The organism is Curtobacterium sp. VKM Ac-1376 (assembly GCF_015351025.1).
Classification (GTDB): domain Bacteria; phylum Actinomycetota; class Actinomycetes; order Actinomycetales; family Microbacteriaceae; genus Curtobacterium.
The window spans coordinates 75,876-97,042 of sequence record NZ_JADKRV010000011.1; the positions used below are offsets into that span (position 1 = coordinate 75,876).

Here is a 21,167-nt window from a genome sequence, read left to right on the forward strand (position 1 = left end):
CGTCGCTTGCCTGCGATGCCGACCGCGGTCGTGGAGAGCTGAACGTCCGAGGCGGCGAGATGCGGCAAGGGTGAAACACCCGCACCGCACCTCGTACCGTCATCGACGGTCAGCGCTCTTCGATGTCCGAGAAGAGCGGCATGAACGGCGTTCCGCTGCTGACGAGCTCGTGGAAGAGCTCACCCGCCGCGGGCACCGTCACTGCTGCTGATGCGTTCTCGTACGTCTCGAAGTACAGGTCGAGCGTGCGGTAGGCCGGCGTGGGGGTCTGGTCCTCCTTCGGCCAGACCTTTGCGGATTCCAGTCGCTGCAGGCCCGGGAGCTGTGCTGCCAGTTCGACTGCACGCTCGTAGGTGGGCTCGAACGCTGAGGGGTCAGCGGGGTTGTTGATGATGAAGGTGATCTTTGTAGCCATGAGGGTTACTCCTTGAGTTGGTGTTGTCGGTGGGTTGGGGTGATCAGCGTGCGGCGGTCTCGAGGAGGCGGAGCCATATCTCGCTGATCGTGGGATAGGCCGGGACGGCGTGCCAGAGCCGGTCGAGGGGGACTTCGCCAGCGATGGCGATGGTGGCGGCGTGAGTGAGTTCGGCGACGTCGGGGCCGACGGCGGTGAAGCCGACCACCGTGTTGGTCTCCTCGTTGATGAGGAGGCTGGCGCGGCCGGCGTAGCCGTCCGCGTGCAGCGCTGCCCCTGCGACCGCACCGAGGTTGTATTCGACCGACCGCACTCGAAGACCCGCCTTCGCCGCGCTGGCGACCGTGTGACCAACGGTCGCGATCTCCGGGTCGGTGAAGATGACCTGGGGCACAGCGCGCTCGTCCGCGGTCGCGGTGTGCTGTCCCCAGGGGGTGTCGTCCACTGCGGTGCCGAGGGCGCGCGCGACGATGACGCTGCCGGCCGCGCGGGCCTGGTACTTGCCCTGATGCGTGAGGAGCGCGCGACGGTTGACGTCGCCGAGGGCGTAGAGCCAGCCGTCGCCCACCGGGTTGCCGCTTGCGTCGGTGACACGCAGCGTGTCATCGACCGACAGCCATGCACCGGCAGGGAGGCCGATCTCATCGAGGCCCAGGTCATCGGTGTTCGGCTTGCGGCCGGTGGCAACGAGGAGCTCGTCCGCGTCGATGACCGTGCCGTCGTCAAGAGTGACGTGCACGCTGCCGTTGGCGTCCCGGGCGACCAACGTGGGCGAGGCGCCTGCCAAGACCCGCACGCCTGAGTCGGTGAGGGACTCGACGACGTACCCGGCGGCATACGGTTCGACGTTGGGAAGGATGCCGTTGCGGGCGATCAGTGTGACCGTCGAACCCAGTGCGCTGTAGGCCGTCGCCATCTCCGTTCCGACGACGCCACCGCCGATGATGGCGAGCCGGCCCGGGATGGTCCGCGCGGATGCGGCTTCCCTGCTGGTCCACGGCTGTACATCCGTCAGTCCAGAGATCGCTGGCAGTGCTGCGCTTGATCCGGTTGCGACGACGACTGCGTGACGCGCGGTCAGCGTGGTGACGGTCCCGTCGGCCGCGGTCGCGGTGACGGTTCTCGGGCCGCTGATACGGCCGTGGCCACGGACGAGCGTGATGCCAGCGCTGTTCAGCCAGTCGACCTGGCCGTCGTCGGACCAGTTCGAAGCGAACTGGTCGCGGCGAGTCAGCACGGCGTTCACGTCGAGGGTGCCGGTGACTGCGGCTGCGGCGCCGGGAAGCTGGCGGACCGCGCGGAGGGCGGCAGCGTCACGCAGGAGCGCCTTCGTGGGCATGCATGCCCAGTAGGAGCATTCACCGCCTACGAGCTCGGACTCGATGATTGCCACGGTGAGTCCGCCTTGCACGACGCGGTCAGCGACGTTCTCTCCAACGGGGCCGGCGCCGATCACGAGGACGTCGAACGTTGCTGCGGTCATCGGGTCTGCCCCTTGGCTGCGCGGCCGAGACGAAGAGCAGAGATCAAGAAGAAGACCCCGCCGAGGACGGCGTAGCCGGCGAGCCCCGTGATGGAGGCTTCGGGGTTCGTTCCCATCGCGATGAACGCGATTCCGGCGAGGGTGGAGATTGCCCCACTGATGATCATCGGCCACTGGCCGCCAAGAGCGCGGCGCGTGGTGGCAACGATGAGCTGGACGAGCCCGGTTGTGATTGCCCAGGCGCCCCAGACGATGAGTGCGGCGGAGGATCCCGAAGCAACGGCGATTCCGAGGCCGATCGCGGCCAGCAGGCTGAGGGCCATGTTGACGAACAATGCCGGCGTGGGCTTTGCCGTCTCGGACGTTCGGAAGTCGACGACGGCCGCAACCAGGTCGACCACCGGATACAGCACGAGCAGGGCGATGCTCAGTGGATTCAGCGTGGATGCGGCGACTGCGAAGATCGCCGCCCACACGATCGCGAATGCGAAGCGAGTGAAGTAGAGCTTCCGAAGCGCCGAAGCGGTTGCCGTGGAGCTCTGCTCGATGGTTGTCATGGGGTCCTGTCTTTCTGATGCGGGATGTAGAGTTACTAGTACGTCTACAAGGAGAGTAGGACTGTCCGGCAGGCCGCGCAACCCCTCGAACGAAAATCGTCCGCGTCCGGTGTCGTCACGGATTCTGGGGTACCTCTGAGCGGTCCCGGGCGCACAAGATCGGTGTCATGTGGCTGCCGTGCGCTCTTCAGTGGCGGCTCCGGAGGAGAACCGCTCAGTGCCGCCAGATGGCTGCACAGCTGGCATAGCAGCCGGACTGGTCGGGGCGAGGCGTCTACCGTGCAGCCCATGACACGTCTTGATCTCTCCGGCCGAACAGCGCTCGTCACTGGATCCACCCAGGGGATCGGCCTCGCCATCGCTACCGACCTGGCTCGCGCCGGCGCATCAGTTGTCGTCAACGGACGCTCTGATGACGGCGTGCGACGCGCTGTCACGGCGGTCCGGGAGGCAGTTGCGGGGGCGGAGGTTGACGGTGTCGCCGCAGATCTCGCCACTGAGGACGGCGCAGCAGCGGTTCTCGCTCGCTTCCCGCAGGTTGACTGCCTCGTCAACAACCTCGGGATCTTCGGCAGCCGCGACCCGTTCGAGATCTCGGATGAGGAGTGGCGTCGGTACTTCGATGTGAACGTCCTCGCCGCGGTTCGCCTGATGCGAGCGTTCCTGCCGGGCATGGTCGAGCGGGGGTTTGGTCGCGTCATCTCGATCGCCAGCGACTCCGCCGTGGTGATCCCTGCGGAGATGATCCACTACGGCATGACGAAGACCGCGCTCCTTGCCGTTTCGCGGGGCTTTGCGAAAGCGGTCAAGGGCACGGGGGTCACGGTGAACACGGTCATCGCCGGTCCGACGCACACCGGCGGTGTCGAGGAGTTCGTTGGCGAGTTGGTCGGCACCGACTTGCCGTGGGACGAGGCGCAACGTGCGTTCATGCGGGAGCACCGCCCGCAATCGCTCGTCGAGCGCTTGCTCGAGCCCGAGGAAGTGGCCCACATGGTGACGTACCTCGCGTCGGATCTCGCCTCGGCGACGACCGGCGGAGCTCTTCGGGCGGACGGGGGATACGTCGACTCGATCCTGCCCTGACGCCGGAGCGGCTTGAGGCGTCCGGCGTAAACGTGATCCACGATCAGACGGTGCCGTCGTGGTGCGCAATCCGAGGCGTCGGCGCGTCTGTCCGGTGCTGCTTCGACTGTTCTCACTCGTAACCGGTTTGCTCACGCCGCTGTGAGCGGATCGCTCAGCGGGCCATCGATCCTTGCCCGCGTGCTCGGCGGAACGACAAATGAGGGCCCCGCTTTCGCGGGGCCCTCATGTTGCTGCGCTCAGCGCGCTTCGATGTCGGAGAAGAGCGGCGTGAAGGGCGTTCCGCTGCCGATGAGTTCACGGAAGAGCCCACCTGCGGCCGGCACCTCCACCGCTGCTGATGCGCTCTCGTAGCTCTCGAAGTAGAGATCGAGCGTCCGGTACGCCGGCGTGGGGGTCTTGTCTTCCTTTGGCCAGACCTTCGCCGACTCGATCCGCTGCAGGCCCGGGAGCTGCGCTGCGTATTGGATGACTCGCTTGTAGGCGGGCTCGAAAGCCGACGGATCAGCGGGGTTGTCGATGATGAAAGTGATCTTGGTGGCCATGAGAGGCCCTCCTAGTGTGGTGAATTGATCAGTTGTGGTGGATGGACTGAGGGTCGGGCTGTGGTTCCGAACGATCGACGCCTCGTGGTGACAATGGGCGGCCCGTCAGAGCGGCCCGTTGCCCGGTTACTTCGTGTGCTTTGCGGCCTTCTCGATGACGTGGGCGACCGTGTTCGGCTCCTTCACCATGGCGAGGTGTCCTGCATCGACCTTGGTGACCGACGAGTCAGCTCGGTGGGCCATCTTGAGCTGGAGCGACAGCGGGATGCTGGCGTCCTTGGTGCCCGCGACGTACCAGGAGGGCAGCTTGGTCCACGCCTGCTCGCCGGTGGCCGTCTCGCTCACGGCGCCGAAGGTGATGGGGCGCTGCTTGGAGTAGAACTCGGCCTGCGTCGCCTTCGGGAGACCGTTCGCGAAGCCGGGCCCGAAGGCTTCCTCCTTCAGGAAGAGGTCTGCGTCGCCGTTCGTGGCGCCCGGGTAGGGGACGGTGTCGAAGAGCTGGGTCGGGTCAACCGGTCCAGCGCTGTTCAGCAGCCCGAGCACGCTTTCACCCTTGGCCGGAACGAACGCGTCGACGTACACGAGACCGCGCACGTCGGGGTCGGTCAATGCGGCCTGGCCCACGACGGCGCCGCCGTAGGAGTGCCCGACGAGGATGACCGGCCCACTGGTGCGGGTCTTGAGGAAGGACGCCAGGTAGTCCGAGTCCCCGCTCAGGGAGCGAAGCGGGTTGGCGAAGTCGAGGACGTCGTACCCGTCCTTCGTCAGGATGTTCTGCACCTTGTCGAAGGAGCTGGCGTCAGTCCACGCGCCATGCACGAGGACCACGGTCGGCTTGGCCGCCGAGTGCTTGGGGGAGTCGGCAGAGGCCGCCCCGGACGTGAGTCCCGTTCCGAGTGCCACTCCCGCCACCGCAGCGATGCTTGCGGCGATGGTGATGAGGCGCTTCTTGGGGCTCCAGGTTGAAACGGTGGTGTGGGTCATGATCTCTTTCTTGTCCTGGCCGAGCACGGGACCTTCCCGTGTTGTAGAGTTACTAGTACGTCTACAAGAGTGACAGTAGGCTTCGACCTCGGTTCGCGCAAGCTATGCCGAGAAAAAATTCTTGACAGCAGGAAGGATGACGACATGACACAGGCAGGTGAAGAAGCGGGAGCACAGAACGTCCCGCAGCGGGGCTCCACACGGGATCGCATCCTCGAAGCGGCGACGGTGCTCTTCTACGAGAACGGGATCCGCGCCACCAGCGCGGATCGGGTGATCGAGCGAGTGGGGATCACGAAAGTCACCTTCTACCGTCACTTCCGGACGAAGGATGACCTCGTCGTGGCCTATCTCGAGCGGCGCGCCGCTTGGGAGCGCAGCGCGGTCGACCATGCTCGGGCCTCCAGCACGAGCGCGCTCGAGGCACTCCGGCTCATGGCTCAGGGCATCGGCGGGGAGAGTTGCCGTCCGGGCTTCCGCGGCTGCCCCTTCATCAACGCTGCCGCTGAGTACCCTGACCCCGAGCACCCCGTTCGCGTGACGGTCGACGCTCACCGACGCTGGTTCCACCAAGCGATGGCCGAGATTGTCGAGCAGGCTCGGGTCCCCGACCTCGCGGTCGCCGCCGATCAGCTCGTCATGCTTCGAGACGGCGCCATGGTCAGCGGCTACCTCAGCGACCCTGAACGGGTAGCCGCAACCCTTGAGACCGGTTACCGCGCTGTCCTCGGGGCTGCGACCGTCTAGAGGCCGAGACCGGAGCGCTGCAGTATCCGCTGTCCGCCAGCGCCCCGCGTCCCTCGCCCCAGCTCAGCCTGCGCACCGCTCCCACAGCCCCGTCGCCGCTGCATCCCGGCTGCAGGCAGCACGCGCATGCTGAGTCCCGCAAGGGCGTCCCTGTACCTGGCCGGGTACGTTCGAAGCATGTCAATTGCCCTCCCGGACTCCGGGATCATCACGCAGCGCCCGATGCAGATGCCGAGCGCTCGTGGCCCGCTCAGCCGGGAGCTTCAGCGCATCCTGTCCGGCGATGCGGACGCAGAAGCGCTGCTCGACGTTGCTCACACCGTCGTCGCCGACTCCCCGGACGTCGTCCGCGACGATGATCTGCAGCTCGCCCTGTTCGTCCTGTACGAGCTCCACTACGGCGGGATCAGCGGTGTCGACGATCGATGGGAGTGGAACCCGGCACTCATCGCCGCGCGCACCGTTCTCGAGGACGCCTTCGAAGCCGCGCTCCGGGACCGTGTTCCCGTGCCCGAGCGCCCGGAGGCGACCTCCGCAGCAGTGAGCGCGTGTCTCTTCGAACTGACAGCGGCCGACGCAGGTCCGAGCGTCTCGCGGTACCTCGCGCGCCGAGCGACCGAGGAGCAGGCTCGCGAGTTCCTGGTGCAGCGGTCCGTCTACACGCTCAAGGAGGCCGACCCCCACAGCTGGGCGATCCCGCGTCTGTCCGGTCGTGCGAAGGCGGCACTGGTGGAGATCCAGTCCGACGAGTACGGGGGCGGCCGCCCGCACCGGATGCACAGTGCGATCTTCACTCGCACAGTGCGCGCTGCCGGGCTCGACGACGCGTACGGTGCGTACGTCGACCAGGTCCCCGCGATCACCCTCGCGGCCGTCAACACGATGACCCTGTTCGGCCTGCACCGACGCCTTCGCGGCGCCGTCGTGGGGCACCTCGCGGCCTTCGAGATGACGTCGTCGATCCCGAGCAAGTTCTACGCGGACGGGTTCCGGCGGCTCGGATACGACTCGGATGCGACGTGGTACTTCGACGAGCACGTCGAAGCAGACGCGGTGCACGAACAGATCGCGGGGAGTGATCTGGCTGGCGGCCTCGCCGAATCCGACCCCGAACTGCTCGATGACATCCTCTTCGGAGCGGCAGCGTGCCTGACCGTGGAGGGCTGGGCCGGCGAGCACATGCTCACCGCCTGGTCCGACGACCGGACTTCGCTGCGCACCGCGATCACCGGATGAGCGACGCGCACCCCCTGTCGGGCGAAGACCAGCATGACGACGAGGTGTCGATCGTTGCCTACCCGAACGGCCCGTTCCTCGTGAGGGGCCCGGTCAGGTTCACGACACCCGACGGCGAAGCGCTCCCGCCGGGGCGTCGGACGGTGGCCCTCTGCCGCTGCGGAAAATCTCTGCGCAAACCGTTCTGCGACGGTACCCACAAGATGATCGGGTTCGTCACCGAACCGGAACCGAGACCGGAACACGACTGATCAGGGATCGGCCGGGCGGCGCAGGGAGGCGCACGGTCCCGCGTACGCACAGTGCGCGGGACCGTGCGCGTCAGGACTGCTGGTCGGCCTCCGCGGCGTCCGCCAGGTCCGTCCGCGTGTTCGCGTGGATCGGCTCGCTGTGCCCGAACGTCTTCGCGGCCGCGCGCAGGCGCCCGACGAACTCCCGGTCGTCCATCTCGAGCTCGTCCTCTTCCGCGTCCTCGATGACGATCTCGCTCGATGGTCCGATGAGGATCTTCGTGGTGGTCATCGTCCCGTCGTCGGCAACCGCGGGCACGTCGACGGTGTCGGCCCGGTCGCCTCCGGCGAGGGCTGCGGCGTACTCGATCACGGCATCGGCGACGTCGTCACCGACCAGGATCGTGGTGCCGTCGTAGTGGATGTGCTTCATCGCGTGCTCCTTCCCCGACCCATTGAAACCTGCGGCTCGGGAACCGGTTTCAGGATGACCGCTGCACGCGGTGGCCCGGTTCCTCGGCGGGCAGCGGAGCCGGGAGGGAGCGGGACTTCTGACGGAGCGCTCACCGGAGGGCGGCTGCACCGAGCGTGGCGGTCCACCCGAGGGAGATCACGCCGGCACCGATCAGGGTCTTCACCACGCCACCGAGGACGAACGGGTACAGCCCGTACTGCAGGGTCTGCGGCACGTCGAGGCCGAGCGCCACCGCGAGCCAGGCCATCCCGGCGACGAAGGTCACGACGGTGCCGAGGGCGAAGGACAGCAGCGCGTTCCGCAGCGGCCGGTCACCGAAGCGCTCCGCGACCCAGCCGACCAGGGCCGCGGCGGCGACGAAGCCGACGACGTAGCCGCCGGAGGGGCCGACGAGCACGCCGACGCCGGCCGAGCCGTCCGCGAAGACCGGCAGCCCGACGACGCCGAGCAGCGCGTAGACGAGCATCGACAGGGCGCCGCGACGGGCACCGAGGGCACTGCCGACGAGCAGCACGGCCAGGGTCTGCCCGGTGATCGGGACGGGCCAGAGTGGGACGGACACCTGCGCGGCACCGGCGGTCAGCAGCGCGCCGCCGAGGACCAGGGCAGTGCTGACGACCGCGGTGCGGGGGAGCAGGGCGTCGGCGAGCGGACGGTGTGCGGCGGGGGTGATCGTGGTCATGGTGGTTCCTCGCTGGTGAGAGGGAGCGGCGGGAGAAAGGGGTCAGACCGCGACGGCGGCCAGCAGCGACTCGGCGTCGCGCCGGGCGTCGGCCACGGCGGCGGTGTCGAGGCCGCAGGCGCGCAGGCAGGTCGCGACGATGGCGTCACGGTCGGCGGCCCGCACGGGGCCGGATCGCCGGAGCTGGATGACGGTCTCGGCGATCTGGATCAGCACGGCGCCGAGCCGTGACGGGGAGACACCGGCGGCGACGTCCGGGGCGGCAGCGCGCGAGCCGAGGCGCCCGTAGGCCTCCTGCAGTTCGACCCGCTCGGCCCGGAACCCGTCGTAGCGCTCACCCTGCACCTCGGGCAGCAGGTACAGCGTGCCGATGTTGTGCGGTGTGCGGGCCAGGGTGTCGACGTCGGCGACGACCAGCGCGGCGAGGGCAGCGGTCGCCGAGGCGGACTCGGGCACGAGCTGCTCGAGACCGCGGACCAGCTCGAGGCTCGGGCGCACCGAGGTCGTGAGCAGCTCGACGAGCATGTCGTCCTTGCCGGCGAAGTGGTAGTACAGCGAGGCCTGGCGGATCCCGACCCGCTCGGCGATCGCCCGGGTCGAGGTCGCGCTGATGCCGTTCTCGACGAACAGCGCGGCGGCGGCGTCGAGGATCTGGTCGCGGGGGCTCAGGGCGGAGTCGGCGTTCGGCACGGCCCTCGGGCGGCCGGGGCGCACGGGCCGGTCGTCGGGGGTCATGCCCCCATCCTGACAGCCGGTGTCCGTCACGACTGCTCCCGGTAGGCGCGCCAGCCGCCGTGGTGGGTGATGTCCTCGGCACCCTCGACCGCGAAGGGCTCGACCAGGAACCCGGTGACGTCGGTGCCGTCGTCGAGCGCCACGGTGCCGATCGCCATGGGTGCCGGCAGGGCCGCGACGAAGGTGCCGAAGCCGGCGGCGGGCAGGCGCCAGACCTCCCCGACGATGCCCGAGCCCGAGCCCGAGCCCGAGCCCGAGCCCGACCCCGGCGCAGCAGCGCCGGACGCGACCGGTCCCACGCGGACCAGCCCGGGCTTGGGCGGCACCGTGTCGAGGGCGTACAGCCGGTAGTCGGGGGTGGTGCGGGCCTCCCGGACGAACGATCCGCCGGACGCGACCAGCTGGCCGTTCAGCGGCTGGTCGCGCAGGTGCGCGCCGACGACCAGCAGGTCCACGGTCGGGGCGGCGAAGGCGGACGCCAACGCCGCGAGGCGGCGGTCGCTGAACGCCGGGCCGGTGAGCATGACGCCGAACGGCAGCCCGTCGACGAAGCCGGCGGGCACGGCGAGCGAGGCCATGTCGAGCAGGTTCGCGAAGTTCGTGTAGCGACCCATCCGGCTGTTCGCGCCGATCGGGTCCGCCGCGACCTGGTCGAGCGTCGGGTGCCACGTCGTCGTCGGGGTGAGCAGCGCCGTGATGCCCGCGAGCGCGGCGCGACCCGCGGCGCCGAACGCGTCGAGTCGTTCCTGGTCGGCGAAGAGCTCCGCGGCGGTCGGTCGCGCGCCACCGAGCACGATCGCGGCGACCGACGGGTCGAGGTCGGCGCCGATCTCGTCGCGGTGGGCCTCGATGTGGGCGCCGACGGCGGCGTACCGCTCGGCGACGAAGGCGCCGTCGTACAGCAGGGTCGCGGCGTCCAGGAGCGGTGCGATGTCCACCTCGACCACCCGGTGTCCGAGCGCGCGGAACCGGTCGACGGCCGCGGCGAACGCCTCGGCCCAGCCGGGCGCGAGCCCCTCGAGCTGTGACGGCAGCGGCACCGCGATGCGCGGGACGGCGGGCAGGTCGGCGAGGGCGAGGTCGGGCCGCGCGAGCGGGTCGACGTCGTCCGGACCGGCCATCAGCTCGGCCGCCGTGCGGGCCAGGTCGAGCGACCGGGCGAACACCGTGACGCAGTCCTGCGAGCGGCAGGCGGGGACCACCCCGGTGTTCGGCACGAGCCCCTTCGTCGGCTTGACCCCGACCAGGTTGCCGAGTGCGGCCGGCACCCGGCCGGACCCGGCGGTGTCGGTGCCGAGTGCGAAGTCGACGATGCCAAGGGCGACCGCCGTGGCGGAGCCGCTCGACGAGCCACCCGAGATGCGGGTGGGGTCCCAGGCGTTGCGGACCGCGCCGAAGGGCGAGCGGGTGCCGACCAGGCCGGTGGCGAACTGGTCGAGGTTCGTCTTGCCGACGACGACGGCGCCGGCGGCACGGAGCCGGGCGACGGCGGTGGCGTCGGCAGTGGGTGTGTACGCGTAGGAGCGGGCGGCTGCGGTGGTGGGCAGGCCGGCGACGTCGATGTTGTCCTTCACGGCGAACAGGAGTCCGGCCAGGGGGAGCGTCGGGTCGACGGCTTCGGCATCCGCCAGGACGGACGCGCGGTCGCGCAGGGTGATCCAGACCTCGGGCCGGTCGACGGCGTCGAGGCGGGCGAAGGCGTCGTGGACGCGGGCGGCGGCGCTGGCGGCGGCGCCCACGGCGGCGCTCGCCGCGGTGGTCCCGCTCATGCTGCCGCTCCGATCGCGGCGAGGACCTGCCCCGGCGCGACCTGGTCGCCCGGTTTGATGTAGACCTCCAACACGTGTCCCTGCACCGGTGCGTGCACCATCGACTCCATCTTCATCGCCTCCACGGCCAACAACTTCTGTCCCTCGTCCACCCGGTCGCCCGGTCGCACGTCCACCTGCCACACCGTCGAGGTGAAGGGGGCGTACACGGCGGTCGACCCCTCCGGCACCGTGACGGCGTCCGCCACCACGGCGGCGGGTTCGTCGCGCACGTCGAACTCACCCGATGCCCGCCACCGCTCCTTCTCCTCGCCGAACGCCCGGGCCTGCTGCGCCCGGAAGTCCGCGATCGACCCCGCGTTCTCGCCGAGGAACCGGTTGTACGACGCGATCGAGAACTCGCCCTCGACGGTCTCGAACGAGCCCCGCCCGGCGTCCGTCTCGGCGCGCAGCTCGAGCAGTTCGTCGGCACCGACCGGGTACCACTCGATCCGGTCGAAGAACCGCAGCGCCCACGGGTTCTCCTGGAACAGCCCGCCGCGGCGGAACCGGTTCCAGATCTGCACGGTGCGGCCGACGAACTGGTAGCCGCCGGGCCCCTCCATGCCGTAGATGCACAGGTAGGCGCCGCCGATGCCGACGGAGTTCTCGGCGGTCCAGGTGCGGGCCGGGTTGTACTTCGTGGTGACGAGCCGGTGCCGGGGGTCGAGCGGGGTCGCGACCGGGGCGCCGAGGTACACGTCGCCGAGGCCGAGCACCAGGTAGCTCGCGTCGAACACGGTGCGGAAGACGTCGTCGACGCTCTCGAGCCCGTTGATGCGACGGATGAACTCGATGTTCCACGGGGTCCACGGAGCGTCGTTCCGCACGCCGTTCATGTACCGCTCGATCGCCAGGCGGGTGGCCGGGTCGTCCCACGACAGCGGCAGCTTGACGGTGCGCGACGGCACGACGAGCTGGTCGGTCGGCGGGATCTCGTCCTCGAGCTCGCGGAGCAGCCCCGCCACGTCGCGCGCCTTGAGCACGGAGGCGTCGGTGTGCACCTGCAGCGAGCGGATGCCCGGCGTGATGTCGAGGATCCCCTTCGGCGTGTGCTCCCGCAGCTTCGTCATGAGCGCGTGCACGCGCATCCGCAGCGCGATGTCGAGGGTCATGTCGCCGTACTCGACGAGCACGTTGTCGTCGCCGTCGCGTCGGTACGCGACGCTCGGTCGCACGTCGGTCGCGTCCAGGCGGGCGATCACGCCGTCGTCGCCGTCGCCTCCGGTGGCGCCGTCACTCCCGGTGCGCGGCACCGTCCTGGAGGCCCGGTGTGCGTCGAGCGCGGCGGCGTCGGCTTCGCGGACGGGGACGAACCGGACCGTGTCACCGGGTCGGAGCTGGCCCAGCTTCCACAGGTCGCCGCTGGCGACCACGGCGGGGCAGACGAACCCGCCGAGCGAGGGGCCGTCCGGTCCGAGGATGATCGGGGTGTCCCCGGTGAAGTCGATCGCACCGACCGCGTAGGGGGTGTCATGGATGTTCGAGGGGTGCAGACCGGCCTCGCCGCCGTCGGTCCGTGCCCACTCCGGCCGGGGTCCGATCAGCCGGATGCCGGTGCGTGCCGAGTTGTGGTGCACGGCGTAGTCGGTGGCGTAGAAGACGTCGAGGTCGGCGCGGGTGAAGAAGTCCGGTGCTGCGTGCGGGCCCTCGGTGACGCCGATCTCCCACGCGTCGGAGAGCGCGGTGCGGCGGTCCGCCGGGGTCGGCCCGCCGACGAGGCCCAGGCGGGCGCCCGCCGGGAACGCGGGGTGCGGGGCGTCCGAGTCCGGGGAGCCCGGGCGCAGGACGTCGCCGGCGAGCAGGGCCCGACCCGCGTGCCCGCCGAAGCCGCCGAGCGTGAAGGTCGCGGTCGAGCCGAGGTACGTGGGGACGTCGAAGCCGCCCCGGACGGCCAGGTAGGTGCGGAGGCCCGGACCGGGGGCGGTGCCGATCGACAGGGTCTGGCCGGCACCGACCTCGACCGGCTCCCACAGGGCCACGGGGTCGCCGTCGAGGGTGACGGGTGCCGCGGCGCCGGTGACCGCGACCACAGTGGCGGCCGAGAACCGGAGCGTCGGGCCGGTGGCGGTGACCTCGAGCGCGGGGGCGCCGTCCGGGTTGCCCACGGCGCGGTTCGCCTCGGCGAAGGACGCCGCGTCGAACGGGCCGCTCGGCGGGACGCCCACCTGCCAGTACCCGACCCGGCCGGGCAGGTCCTGGATCATCGTCATGGTGCCCGGGGCGACGACATCGATGCGCGGGTCCGGGTCCTCGGTCGCGTCGAGCGTCGAGGTGGAGTGCGTGGCGGTGCGCAGCTCGAGGTCGTCGGTCAGCGCACGGAGGAGCCCGGCGTTCGTGACGATGCCGTCGATGCGGGTGACCGCGAGCCCGTCGCGCAGCAGGTCGAGGGCGTCGTCGCGGGTCTCCCCGGTGGCGATCACCTTGGCGAGCATCGGGTCGTAGAACGCGGACACCTCGGAGCCCGTCTCGACCCAGCCGTCGACGCGGATGCCGGTGCGCTCGCCGGATGCGGTGGTCGCGCTCGGGAACACGGCCTGGGTGACGAGGCCGCTGGAGGGCAGCGAGCCCTTCGCCGGGTCCTCGGCGTAGACGCGGGCCTCGACGGCGTGGCCGTTCGGGGTCCAGGTGCGGTCGAAGACGTCGGGGTCGATGCCGGTGGCGCCGTCGCGGGCCAGGCGGAGCATGAGTTCGACGAGGTCGACACCGAACACCTCTTCGGTGACGGGGTGCTCGACCTGCAGGCGGGTGTTCACCTCGAGGAACGAGGCCTCTTCGCGCACCGGGTCGTAGACGAACTCGACGGTGCCGGCGCTGCGGTACGCGACGCTCTCGGCCAGGCGGCGCGCGGACGCGTGGAGTTCGGCGCGGACGTGCTCGGGGAGCGCCGGGGCCGGGGCTTCCTCGATGACCTTCTGGTTGCGGCGCTGCAGTGAGCAGTCGCGGTCGCCGATCACCGCGACGCGGCCGTTCCCGTCGCCGAAGAGCTGGACCTCGACGTGCCGAGCCGGCCGGACCAGGCGTTCGAGGAAGATCCCCGCTGACCCGAAGTTCGCCGCAGCCAGGCGGACGACGCTCGTGTACGCGTCGCGGACCTCGTCGAGGGTCGAGCACGCCTGCATGCCGATCCCGCCGCCGCCCCCGGTGGCCTTGAGCATGACGGGCAGGCCGATGCGCTCGGCCTCGGCCACGGCGTCGTCGACGCTGGCGAGCAGGCCGGTGCCGGCGAGCATCGGGACCCCGGCGGCGGCGGCGAGTTCGCGGGCGGTGTGCTTCGCGCCGAACCGGACGATCTGGTCGGCGGTCGGCCCGACGAACCGGATGCCGGCGTCGTCGCAGGCGCGGGCGAAGTCGGTGTTCTCGGACAGGAACCCGTAGCCGGGGTGGACGAGTCCGGCGCCGGTGTCCTTCGCCGCCTGCACGACGGCGTCGATGCGCAGGTACGAGTCGCGGGCGGGGGCCGGTCCGAGGCGGACGGCGGTGTCGGCCTCGCGGACGTGGGGTGCCGCGCGGTCGGCGTCCGAGTAGACGGCCACGGTCCGCATGCCGAGGGCCTTGGCGGAGCGGATGATGCGGCGGGCGATCTCACCGCGGTTCGCGACGAGCAGGGTGTTCGGATCGAGGGTCACGGTGTCGGCAGCGCTCCTGGTGTCGGCGGTGGGGTCGGGCGCGGCGGTCACGGCTGGACCACGATCATGCGCAGCGGGGTGCAGGAGAAGTCGTTGCAGGGGTTGTTCATCTGCGGGCAGTTCGAGACGACGACGAGGACGTCGCGCTCGGCCCGGACGGCGACCCGCTTGCCCGGGGCACTCATGCCGTCGACGATCCCCAGGGCGCCGTCGGCCTCGACCGGCACGTTCATGAACCAGTTGAGGTTCGACACGATGTCGCGCGCACCGAGCCCGTGGCGACCGGCCTCGGCCAGGAAGTTCTCGCGGCAGCCGTGCTGGTACTGGGTGTGGTGCCCGTAGCGCAGCGTGTTCGACTCCTTCGAGCACGCGCCGCCGATGGTGTCCTGGCGGTCGATCTCGTTCGCGACGACGGTCATCAGTGGGCGGCCCTCGTTCGACATCAGCACGGTGCCGGTCCGGACGTAGGCGTTGCCCTGCGCGGCGAGGGTGTCCGGCACGCTGTACCGCTCGTCGGGATCGTCGGCGTCGTAGAGCAGGCAATCGGCGCTCTGGTTGCCGCCGACGTCGACGATGGTGAGCACCTGTCCGGCGCGGACCACGGCGGACCACGGGGCAAGCGGTGCCACTCGGTCGTCGCGGACCACGGCGCCGGGCACCAGCGACTCGCTCCAGTCGAGGGCGACGTCGGGGGCGTGGACGGCCCCGACGGGGACGGTGGAGGTGAGCGTGTCGGTCGTCGTTCCGGTCATCAGAGGCCTCGCGCTTCCGCGTAGTCGATCGAGTTCAGGTAGGCGCGGGTGAGCTCCGGCGTCACGCCGAAGCGCGCGTCGGCCGCGGTCGTCGGAGCGCCACGCCAGGCGTGCACCCGCAGCGGGCCGACGGCGTAGTCCGGGCGCGGGTCGATCGGGTGCGCGACGTTCGCGACCAGCACGAGCAGCGGCAGTTCGGCGACGAGCGTGACGTGGGTGTCGGTGCCCGCCGAACCGGTGAAGGTCATCGCCCCCTCGTCGTCGATCCGGACGCCCTGGAAGAACGAGACGCTCGGCGGCAGGTCCCGCTTCGTCAGCCCGTGCTTGGCGGCGGCCTTCGCGAACAGCGACCGGCCGCTCGGGGAGCGTCCCTCGGGTGCCGCGTCGCCGTACTTCCGCTCGTTCCAGGCGTCGGTCGAGGTGCCGCAGAACGCGTCGTGGTGGCCGGACGTGTCCTCGAGCACCGTCGCCAGTGCTCGGCCGTCCCCGCTCAGCAGCGGCGAGCCCTGGCCGAGGTAGGCCTGCCACGGGATCTTCTGGGTGTCGGCGACGTTGAGGCGCTCCCACGGTTCGAGGGCGTTGAACACCAGGACGTTGGCGCAGGCCTGACCCGTCGGGTCGTCGAACCGCAGCCGCGAACCCCGTGCCAGCACCTTGTGGGTGTACCCACCCGGGGCCACCGTCTCGGCCCAGACGAGTTCTGCGGGGTCGACTGCCGGCGGGGCGAACGGCGACGACGATGCCGGCAGGTACGGCATGTACTCGGACTGTGCGCCGGCTTGCGCGCGGGCGTCGGAGCGCGAGGCGAGCACGCTGTCGGTCTGGTGGAGTTCGCGCATGGGGGGTCCTTCCGGATCAGGCTTCGACGGGGGCGGGGACCGAGGCGGTGGTCGGGACCTCGGCCAGGGTGATCGGCCCGTGCGTGCGGTGCCGCCAGCTCGACCAGGCCCAGCCGACGAGCAGCACGCCGCCGATGAACAGCAGGGCGCTGTACTGCAGCCACCACGAGTTGCCGGTGAGGTCGTAGATCTCCGGCCGCGGCCAGATGAGGTTGATCGCCATGCCGATCTGGAACGCCACGGCCAGGGCGTTCACCGGGATGCCCCAGCGCCCGAGGGTGAACAGCGGCTTGCCGTCCTCGTCCACCCCGGTCGGCAGCCCCGTGCGACGGAGCCGGATGCGCTGGACCAGCAGTGGTCCGGTGACACCGAGGTAGGCCAGGTACAGCATCGCGATGCACAGGCTCGACAGGGCGGTGAAGATCGCCGACTGCCCGATGTTGACGGCGAGCGCGAGGCCCGCGCCGACCCCGACGACGATCGACGCGGCGATGGGCGTCCCCGTGCGGGGCGAGACCCGGGCGAGCGTGCGGTGGAAGGGCAGGGCCTTCTCGCGGGCCATCGAGTAGACCATCCGTGCACCCGCGGTCTGCACGGCGAGGGTGCAGGCGAAGACGGCGACCGCGACGGTGCACAGGAGCAGCCGGCCGAAGACGTCACCGAGGGTCGAGGTGATCACCCAGGCGAGGCCCTGCGTGGCGAGGTTGCCGTCGGTCAGGCTCGGCGCCGCGACGAGGGCGCCGATGATGAGCAGCCCGCCGCCGAGTCCCGACACGGTGAGTGCGCGGACGATCGTCTTCGGGGTGGTGCGGCGCGGGTTGTGCGTCTCCTCGGCGAGTTCACCGGCGGAGTCGAAGCCGACCATGACGTACGCGGCCATCAGGGACGACGCGAGCCAGGCCCAGATGTACGGCTCGGTGCTCGTCGACCCGGCAGTGGTGAAGACGACGGAGGCGCTGCGGTGCGGCAGGAGGAACAGCGCACCGATGAGCACGATCACGCCGACGATCTCGATGAGCACGCCGAAGCTCGTCACGCGGGCCATCAGCCGGACGCTCGTGATGTTCACGATCGTCGTGACGACGAGCATCACGAGGCCGAGCACCACCGCGTTCGCGGCACCCGTCGGGGAGGCGACGGAGGGGTCCGCACCGGGGCCACCGACGACCTGGAACCCGTCCCAGATCGCGGGCAGCACGGCCTGCACGGCGATGGCGGCCACCGCGACGGTGAGGATCTGGCCGATGATCATCGTCCAGCCGGTGAACCACCCGAACCGGGCACCCGCCAGGCGGCTCGACCACTGGAAGATCGCGCCGGAGATCGGCCAGCGGGCCGCGAGCTGCGCGAAGTTCAGCGCGACGAGCAGCTGGCCACCGAAGACGAGCGGCCACGCCCAGAAGAACGCCGCGCCGCCCAGCCCGAAGCCGAGTCCGAACAGCTGGAAGACCGTGGTGAGGATCGAGACGAAGGAGAAGCCCGCCGCGAAGGAGGAGAACGAGCCGACCCCGCGGTGGAGCTCCTGCTCGTAGCCCAGGCGAGCGAGCCCCTGGGTGTCGACGTCGGACGTGGCGCGCGGTGCGTGGAGCGGTGCTTGCGGAGAACGCATGACTGCAGACCTTTCGCGGAGTACCTGTCGGGTGACAGGTAGTGCGACCAGTGTCGTGCGGCCCTGTGTCGCCGCCGTTGCCCGCCTGTTTCGAGTGCGTGACGGCGGGCCTCGGCGTGTAAACGTTCCGAGTCGGAGCGGGTGGAGGACAACACCTGTGGACAATAGGGATCCAAACCGATGTAGATTGGATCCGTCAAGTCCGCAGCGCGAAAGGCACGTCGTGATCCAGACCGTCCTCGGGCCCGTCGAGTCGACGGCGATCGGTGCGGCGTCGATGCACGAGCACCTGCTCACCGACGCCAGCGCCCTGCAGCGGCCCGGAGTCGAAGCGCTGGAACCGAGCCTCGCCGTCACCGCGGACCTCGCGGCGGCCCTGCGGTGGAGCCAACTCGCGCTGGCCGACAACCTGCGACTCGACGACGTCGATCTGCTCGCTGACGAGCTCCGCATCGCCCGGGGCAGCGGCCTCGGGCTCGCGGTCGACCTGAGCTCCCTTGGCTTCGGCCCGGACCACGGCCGGCTCCCCGAGCTCTCGCGGGCGAGCGGTGTCGGGATCGCCGCCGGCTACGGGGCCTACCTGCCGCGCCTAGTGCCCGAGTGGTACACGGTGCTGAACACCGACGCGCGGCAGGCGCTGTTCGAGCGCGCGCTCACCGAAGCCGTCCCCGGCACGGACTACCGCGCAGCACTGCTCGGCCTGATGGGGACGACCGCTGCGTTCGGGACCGCTGACGGCCTGGAGGAACGCCGGAGCCTCACCGCCGCAGCCTGGGCAGCGGCGTCGACCGGTGCGACCGTCGTCGTCCGGCTCGCCGCCGACGCCCGGAACGGCCTCGAGGTGCTCGCGCACGTCGTGGCCGAGGGTGTCGACCCGAGCCGCGTCGTCTTCTCGACCGTCGACGAGTTCCTCGACCTGCCGTACCTGCGCGACCTCGGACAGGCCGGCGCCGTGCTCGAACTCTGCTTCGGCAACGAGGGCTCACACGTCGGCCGCATCCGGAACGCCAGTGACCCCCAGCGAGTCGATGCCTTCCTCGCGCTGCGCGAGTCCGCACCGGGAACACGCTGGGTCTTCGGCCACGCGACCTGGACGAAGGGGCAGCTCCGTCGGTACGGCGGACACGGCCTCGACCACCTGACCGCCCGCGTCGTCCCCGGCCTCCGGGCGCTCGGCGTGCCGGACGACGTCCTCACCCGCATCACGGTCGACGAGCCCGCACGACTGCTCGACCGTCCCTGAACCCACCTGAACCCACCCGCAACGTCACGCACCGCGTCCCACGTCCCACGCCCCACGGAGGAACCGTCATGAGAGACACGCTCGCCCCCCTCGCCCCGCTCGAGCCGTTCCTCGTCGACGGCACCTGGACCGCCCCCGAGGGCGCCGAGCTCCTGGACGTCCTCGACCCCGCCACCGAGGTGCTGCTGACCCGCGTGCCGCAGGCCGGTCCCGCCGACGTCGACGCCGCCGTGGCCGCCGCCCGCCGGGCGCACGAGGACCGCCGGTGGAGCGGGATGAGCCCCCACGACCGCAGCCGGATCCTGAACCGGGTCGCGGACCTCATCGAGGAGCGCCTCGAGGACCTCGCCGTGCTCGAGACCCGTGACAACGGCAAACCGATCGAGCGCTCGCGCGCCGACACCGCGACCTCGGCCCGGGTGTTCCGCTACTACGCAGGTGCCCCGTCCCGCCTGACCGGCACCGTCGTGCCCGTCGACGGCGGCCAGCACCACGTGTACACGACCCTCGAACCGGTCGGCGTCGCGGCGCTCATCCTGCCGTGGAACTTCCCGATCATGACCGGAGCGTTCAAGCTCGCCCCGGCGCTCGCCGCGGGGTGCACCGTCGTCGTCAAGCCCGCCGAGCAGACCCCGCTCACGATGCTCCGCGTCGCCGCGATCTGCGAGGAGGCCGGTGTGCCCGCCGGCGTCGTCAACGTCCTGACCGGCGACGGCCGGGTCGGTGCCGCGCTCACCGCGCACCCCGGCGTGGACAAGGTCTCGTTCACCGGCAGCACCGAGGTCGGTCGCAAGGTGATGACCGCTGCGAGCGCGGACTTCAAGCGCCTGACGCTGGAGCTCGGCGGCAAGAGCCCCAACATCGTGTTCGAGGACGCCGACCTCGACGCCGTCGTGGTCACCGCCATGCGAGCGTCGTTCGGGCACTCCGGGCAGATGTGCACCGCCGGCAGCCGACTGCTCGTGCAGCGGTCGGTCCTCGACGAGGTGACGGAGCGCCTGGTCGCCGCCGTCCGGAAGGTCGCCGTCGGTGACGGGCTCGACGGCGGGATCACCGTCGGCCCGCTCGTCTCCGAGGAACAGCGGCAGCAGGTGCTCGGCTACATCGAGCAGGGCAAGGCCGAGGGGGCGACGGTCGCGGTCGGCGGCGGCGTGCCCGAGCGCCCGGGCTACTACGTCGAGCCGACCCTCTTCACCGGGGTGTCGAACACGATGACCATCGCCCGCGAGGAGATCTTCGGCCCGGTCGTCGGCGTCATCCCGTTCGAGGACGAGGACGAGGCCATCGCCATCGCGAACGACCAGACGTACGGCCTCGCCGCCGGCGTCTGGACCCGCGACCTGTCCCGTGCCCACCGGATGGGCCAGCGGCTGCACGCCGGCACCGTGTGGGTGAACACCTACAACCTGTTCGACCCCGCGCTGTCATTCGGCGGCGTCGGCGAGTCCGGCCTCGGCCGTGACCTCGGCGAAGAGGCGCTCCGCGCGTTCTGCGAGTCGAAGAGCGTCGTCATCGCGCTCTGACCCCCGATCAGCGCGGGCGGCACTCCAGGCTCAACCAGAGTTCGAAGCAGGCGCTCCGCGACAGGGCGGTCGCGCCGATCGACGCACGGCCCATCCGGCCGACGTCCGGACCGAACACGTCGAACAGCAGGTCGCTCGCTGCGTTCGACACCTGGTTGAGCTGCTCGAACCCGGGCGCGCAGAGCACGAAGCACAGTCCGCGGGACAGCGCGGTGACCTCGTCGAGGGAGCCGAGGGCGTACCGGATCATGCCGAGGGCGTTGACGGCGGTGTACCGGGCGGCCTCCTGCGCCTGCTCGAGCGTGACGTCGATCCCGACCGATCCGGGGTGCAGCATCGTGCCGTCGCGCGACTCCGGCGTCATGCCGCTCAGTTCCAGCAGGTCTCCCGTGCGGTGGAACGCTCGGAGCGAGCTGCCGTAGCGGCCGCCGTACGGCGGGTTCGCGTAGTCGGGGATGACGAGTCCGAGTTCCTGCGCGCGGGCTTCAGCGGAGTGGTCCATGGGGCAACAGTATCCGGCGCTGGCGTGAATGGATACAACCTGATTATGATGGGATCCATTCAGCGTCCGGGGGTGACGCGCACGAGG

At 70.6% G+C, this 21,167-nt stretch carries 20 protein-coding genes; 6 read left to right on the top strand and 14 right to left on the bottom strand.

The features are described from left to right. Positions 1 to 109: 109 nt before the first annotated feature. From ITJ56_RS13230 to ITJ56_RS13240, 3 genes are read right to left on the bottom strand one after another with little or no spacing between them, the layout of a single operon-like run. Entirely contained in the window at positions 110 to 415 is a 306-nt protein-coding gene (locus ITJ56_RS13230) for an EthD family reductase (protein WP_194631080.1), read from the bottom strand. A 43-nt stretch (positions 416 to 458) separates the two neighbouring features. Further along, on the bottom strand, positions 459 to 1,898 hold the full coding sequence (locus ITJ56_RS13235; protein ID WP_194631081.1) for a dihydrolipoyl dehydrogenase family protein: 1,440 nt from the start codon (positions 1,896 to 1,898) through the stop codon (positions 459 to 461). Next, on the bottom strand, positions 1,895 to 2,455 hold the full coding sequence (locus ITJ56_RS13240; RefSeq protein WP_194631082.1) for a hypothetical protein: 561 nt from the start codon (positions 2,453 to 2,455) through the stop codon (positions 1,895 to 1,897). Before ITJ56_RS13240 ends, ITJ56_RS13235 begins: the two co-directional genes overlap by 4 nt. Positions 2,456 to 2,743: 288 nt before the next feature. Here ITJ56_RS13240 and ITJ56_RS13245 point away from each other — a divergent pair, with 288 nt between their 5' ends. After that, on the top strand, positions 2,744 to 3,541 hold the full coding sequence (locus tag ITJ56_RS13245; protein WP_194631118.1) for an SDR family NAD(P)-dependent oxidoreductase: 798 nt from the start codon (positions 2,744 to 2,746) through the stop codon (positions 3,539 to 3,541). Positions 3,542 to 3,780: 239 nt separating this feature from the next. Here ITJ56_RS13245 and ITJ56_RS13250 read toward each other — a convergent pair whose 3' ends face one another. Next, entirely contained in the window at positions 3,781 to 4,086 is a 306-nt protein-coding gene (locus tag ITJ56_RS13250) for an EthD family reductase (protein ID WP_194631083.1), read from the bottom strand. Positions 4,087 to 4,212: 126 nt separating this feature from the next. Further along, the gene (locus ITJ56_RS13255; RefSeq protein WP_194631084.1) at positions 4,213 to 5,070 is read right to left on the bottom strand and encodes an alpha/beta fold hydrolase; all 858 of its coding nucleotides are present in this window, start codon (positions 5,068 to 5,070) and stop codon (positions 4,213 to 4,215) included. A 69-nt stretch (positions 5,071 to 5,139) separates the two neighbouring features. Here ITJ56_RS13255 and ITJ56_RS13260 point away from each other — a divergent pair, with 69 nt between their 5' ends. From ITJ56_RS13260 to ITJ56_RS13270, 3 genes are all read left to right on the top strand, one after another. Continuing rightward, positions 5,140 to 5,817, top strand: coding sequence for a TetR/AcrR family transcriptional regulator (locus ITJ56_RS13260; RefSeq protein ID WP_323749809.1), 678 nt, complete (start codon positions 5,140 to 5,142; stop codon positions 5,815 to 5,817). A gap of 177 nt (positions 5,818 to 5,994) precedes the next feature. After that, on the top strand, positions 5,995 to 7,053 hold the full coding sequence (locus tag ITJ56_RS13265) for an iron-containing redox enzyme family protein (protein WP_228517821.1): 1,059 nt from the start codon (positions 5,995 to 5,997) through the stop codon (positions 7,051 to 7,053). Continuing rightward, positions 7,050 to 7,304: a CDGSH iron-sulfur domain-containing protein gene (locus ITJ56_RS13270; protein ID WP_194631085.1), complete on the top strand. Its 255-nt coding sequence runs from the start codon at positions 7,050 to 7,052 to the stop codon at positions 7,302 to 7,304. The genes ITJ56_RS13265 and ITJ56_RS13270 overlap by 4 nt, the downstream gene beginning before the upstream one ends. A gap of 70 nt (positions 7,305 to 7,374) precedes the next feature. Here the strand turns inward: ITJ56_RS13270 and ITJ56_RS13275 are convergent, their stop codons facing one another. The 8 genes from ITJ56_RS13275 to ITJ56_RS13310 form a co-directional block, all read right to left on the bottom strand. Beyond that, complete coding sequence (locus ITJ56_RS13275; protein WP_194631086.1) at positions 7,375 to 7,716, bottom strand: hypothetical protein; 342 nt, start codon at positions 7,714 to 7,716, stop codon at positions 7,375 to 7,377. 130 nt (positions 7,717 to 7,846) lie between these two features. Then, entirely contained in the window at positions 7,847 to 8,440 is a 594-nt protein-coding gene (locus ITJ56_RS13280) for a biotin transporter BioY (protein WP_194631087.1), read from the bottom strand. A gap of 42 nt (positions 8,441 to 8,482) precedes the next feature. Beyond that, on the bottom strand, positions 8,483 to 9,175 hold the full coding sequence (locus ITJ56_RS13285; RefSeq protein WP_194631088.1) for a TetR/AcrR family transcriptional regulator: 693 nt from the start codon (positions 9,173 to 9,175) through the stop codon (positions 8,483 to 8,485). Positions 9,176 to 9,201: 26 nt separating this feature from the next. Next, positions 9,202 to 10,944, bottom strand: a complete 1,743-nt coding sequence (gene atzF, locus ITJ56_RS13290; RefSeq protein WP_194631089.1) for an allophanate hydrolase — start codon at positions 10,942 to 10,944, stop codon at positions 9,202 to 9,204. Further along, positions 10,941 to 14,612 (bottom strand): urea carboxylase, encoded by a 3,672-nt coding sequence (uca, locus tag ITJ56_RS13295; protein WP_194631121.1) that lies wholly within the window; start codon positions 14,610 to 14,612, stop codon positions 10,941 to 10,943. Before uca ends, atzF begins: the two co-directional genes overlap by 4 nt. Positions 14,613 to 14,659: 47 nt before the next feature. Next, positions 14,660 to 15,364, bottom strand: coding sequence for an urea amidolyase associated protein UAAP2 (locus ITJ56_RS13300; protein ID WP_194631090.1), 705 nt, complete (start codon positions 15,362 to 15,364; stop codon positions 14,660 to 14,662). Next, positions 15,364 to 16,203 carry an urea amidolyase associated protein UAAP1 gene (locus ITJ56_RS13305; RefSeq protein WP_194631091.1) on the bottom strand — a complete coding sequence of 280 codons (840 nt, stop codon included), beginning with the start codon at positions 16,201 to 16,203 and terminating at the stop codon, positions 15,364 to 15,366. Before ITJ56_RS13305 ends, ITJ56_RS13300 begins: the two co-directional genes overlap by 1 nt. A 16-nt stretch (positions 16,204 to 16,219) precedes the next feature. Next, on the bottom strand, positions 16,220 to 17,812 hold the full coding sequence (locus tag ITJ56_RS13310) for an APC family permease (RefSeq protein ID WP_194631092.1): 1,593 nt from the start codon (positions 17,810 to 17,812) through the stop codon (positions 16,220 to 16,222). 223 nt (positions 17,813 to 18,035) lie between these two features. Between ITJ56_RS13310 and ITJ56_RS13315 the strand changes: the two genes are divergently transcribed. Both ITJ56_RS13315 and ITJ56_RS13320 read left to right on the top strand, forming a co-directional pair. Then, complete coding sequence (locus ITJ56_RS13315; RefSeq protein WP_194631093.1) at positions 18,036 to 19,055, top strand: phosphotriesterase; 1,020 nt, start codon at positions 18,036 to 18,038, stop codon at positions 19,053 to 19,055. 68 nt (positions 19,056 to 19,123) lie between these two features. Further along, entirely contained in the window at positions 19,124 to 20,578 is a 1,455-nt protein-coding gene (locus tag ITJ56_RS13320) for an aldehyde dehydrogenase family protein (RefSeq protein WP_194631094.1), read from the top strand. A 7-nt stretch (positions 20,579 to 20,585) separates the two neighbouring features. On the opposite strand, the gene ITJ56_RS13325 is transcribed toward ITJ56_RS13320, so the two are convergent. Then, entirely contained in the window at positions 20,586 to 21,080 is a 495-nt protein-coding gene (locus ITJ56_RS13325) for a RidA family protein (protein WP_194631095.1), read from the bottom strand. Positions 21,081 to 21,167 lie beyond the last annotated feature (87 nt).

What these genes read in the sequence shown, in the direction of transcription:
- ITJ56_RS13305 (WP_194631091.1), bottom strand. Translation starts at nt 16,203, where the DNA reads ATGCGCGAACTCCACCAGACCGACAGCGTGCTCGCCTCGCGCTCCGAC.
- ITJ56_RS13265 (WP_228517821.1), top strand. Translation starts at nt 5,995, where the DNA reads ATGTCAATTGCCCTCCCGGACTCCGGGATCATCACGCAGCGCCCGATG.
- ITJ56_RS13270 (WP_194631085.1), top strand. Translation starts at nt 7,050, where the DNA reads ATGAGCGACGCGCACCCCCTGTCGGGCGAAGACCAGCATGACGACGAG.
- ITJ56_RS13255 (WP_194631084.1), bottom strand. Translation starts at nt 5,070, where the DNA reads ATGACCCACACCACCGTTTCAACCTGGAGCCCCAAGAAGCGCCTCATC.
- ITJ56_RS13320 (WP_194631094.1), top strand. Translation starts at nt 19,124, where the DNA reads ATGAGAGACACGCTCGCCCCCCTCGCCCCGCTCGAGCCGTTCCTCGTC.
- ITJ56_RS13240 (WP_194631082.1), bottom strand. Translation starts at nt 2,455, where the DNA reads ATGACAACCATCGAGCAGAGCTCCACGGCAACCGCTTCGGCGCTTCGG.
- ITJ56_RS13285 (WP_194631088.1), bottom strand. Translation starts at nt 9,175, where the DNA reads ATGACCCCCGACGACCGGCCCGTGCGCCCCGGCCGCCCGAGGGCCGTG.
- ITJ56_RS13275 (WP_194631086.1), bottom strand. Translation starts at nt 7,716, where the DNA reads ATGAAGCACATCCACTACGACGGCACCACGATCCTGGTCGGTGACGAC.
- ITJ56_RS13280 (WP_194631087.1), bottom strand. Translation starts at nt 8,440, where the DNA reads ATGACCACGATCACCCCCGCCGCACACCGTCCGCTCGCCGACGCCCTG.
- ITJ56_RS13230 (WP_194631080.1), bottom strand. Translation starts at nt 415, where the DNA reads ATGGCTACAAAGATCACCTTCATCATCAACAACCCCGCTGACCCCTCA.
- ITJ56_RS13310 (WP_194631092.1), bottom strand. Translation starts at nt 17,812, where the DNA reads ATGCGTTCTCCGCAAGCACCGCTCCACGCACCGCGCGCCACGTCCGAC.
- ITJ56_RS13300 (WP_194631090.1), bottom strand. Translation starts at nt 15,364, where the DNA reads ATGACCGGAACGACGACCGACACGCTCACCTCCACCGTCCCCGTCGGG.
- ITJ56_RS13325 (WP_194631095.1), bottom strand. Translation starts at nt 21,080, where the DNA reads ATGGACCACTCCGCTGAAGCCCGCGCGCAGGAACTCGGACTCGTCATC.
- ITJ56_RS13245 (WP_194631118.1), top strand. Translation starts at nt 2,744, where the DNA reads ATGACACGTCTTGATCTCTCCGGCCGAACAGCGCTCGTCACTGGATCC.
- ITJ56_RS13250 (WP_194631083.1), bottom strand. Translation starts at nt 4,086, where the DNA reads ATGGCCACCAAGATCACTTTCATCATCGACAACCCCGCTGATCCGTCG.
- ITJ56_RS13235 (WP_194631081.1), bottom strand. Translation starts at nt 1,898, where the DNA reads ATGACCGCAGCAACGTTCGACGTCCTCGTGATCGGCGCCGGCCCCGTT.
- atzF (WP_194631089.1), bottom strand. Translation starts at nt 10,944, where the DNA reads ATGAGCGGGACCACCGCGGCGAGCGCCGCCGTGGGCGCCGCCGCCAGC.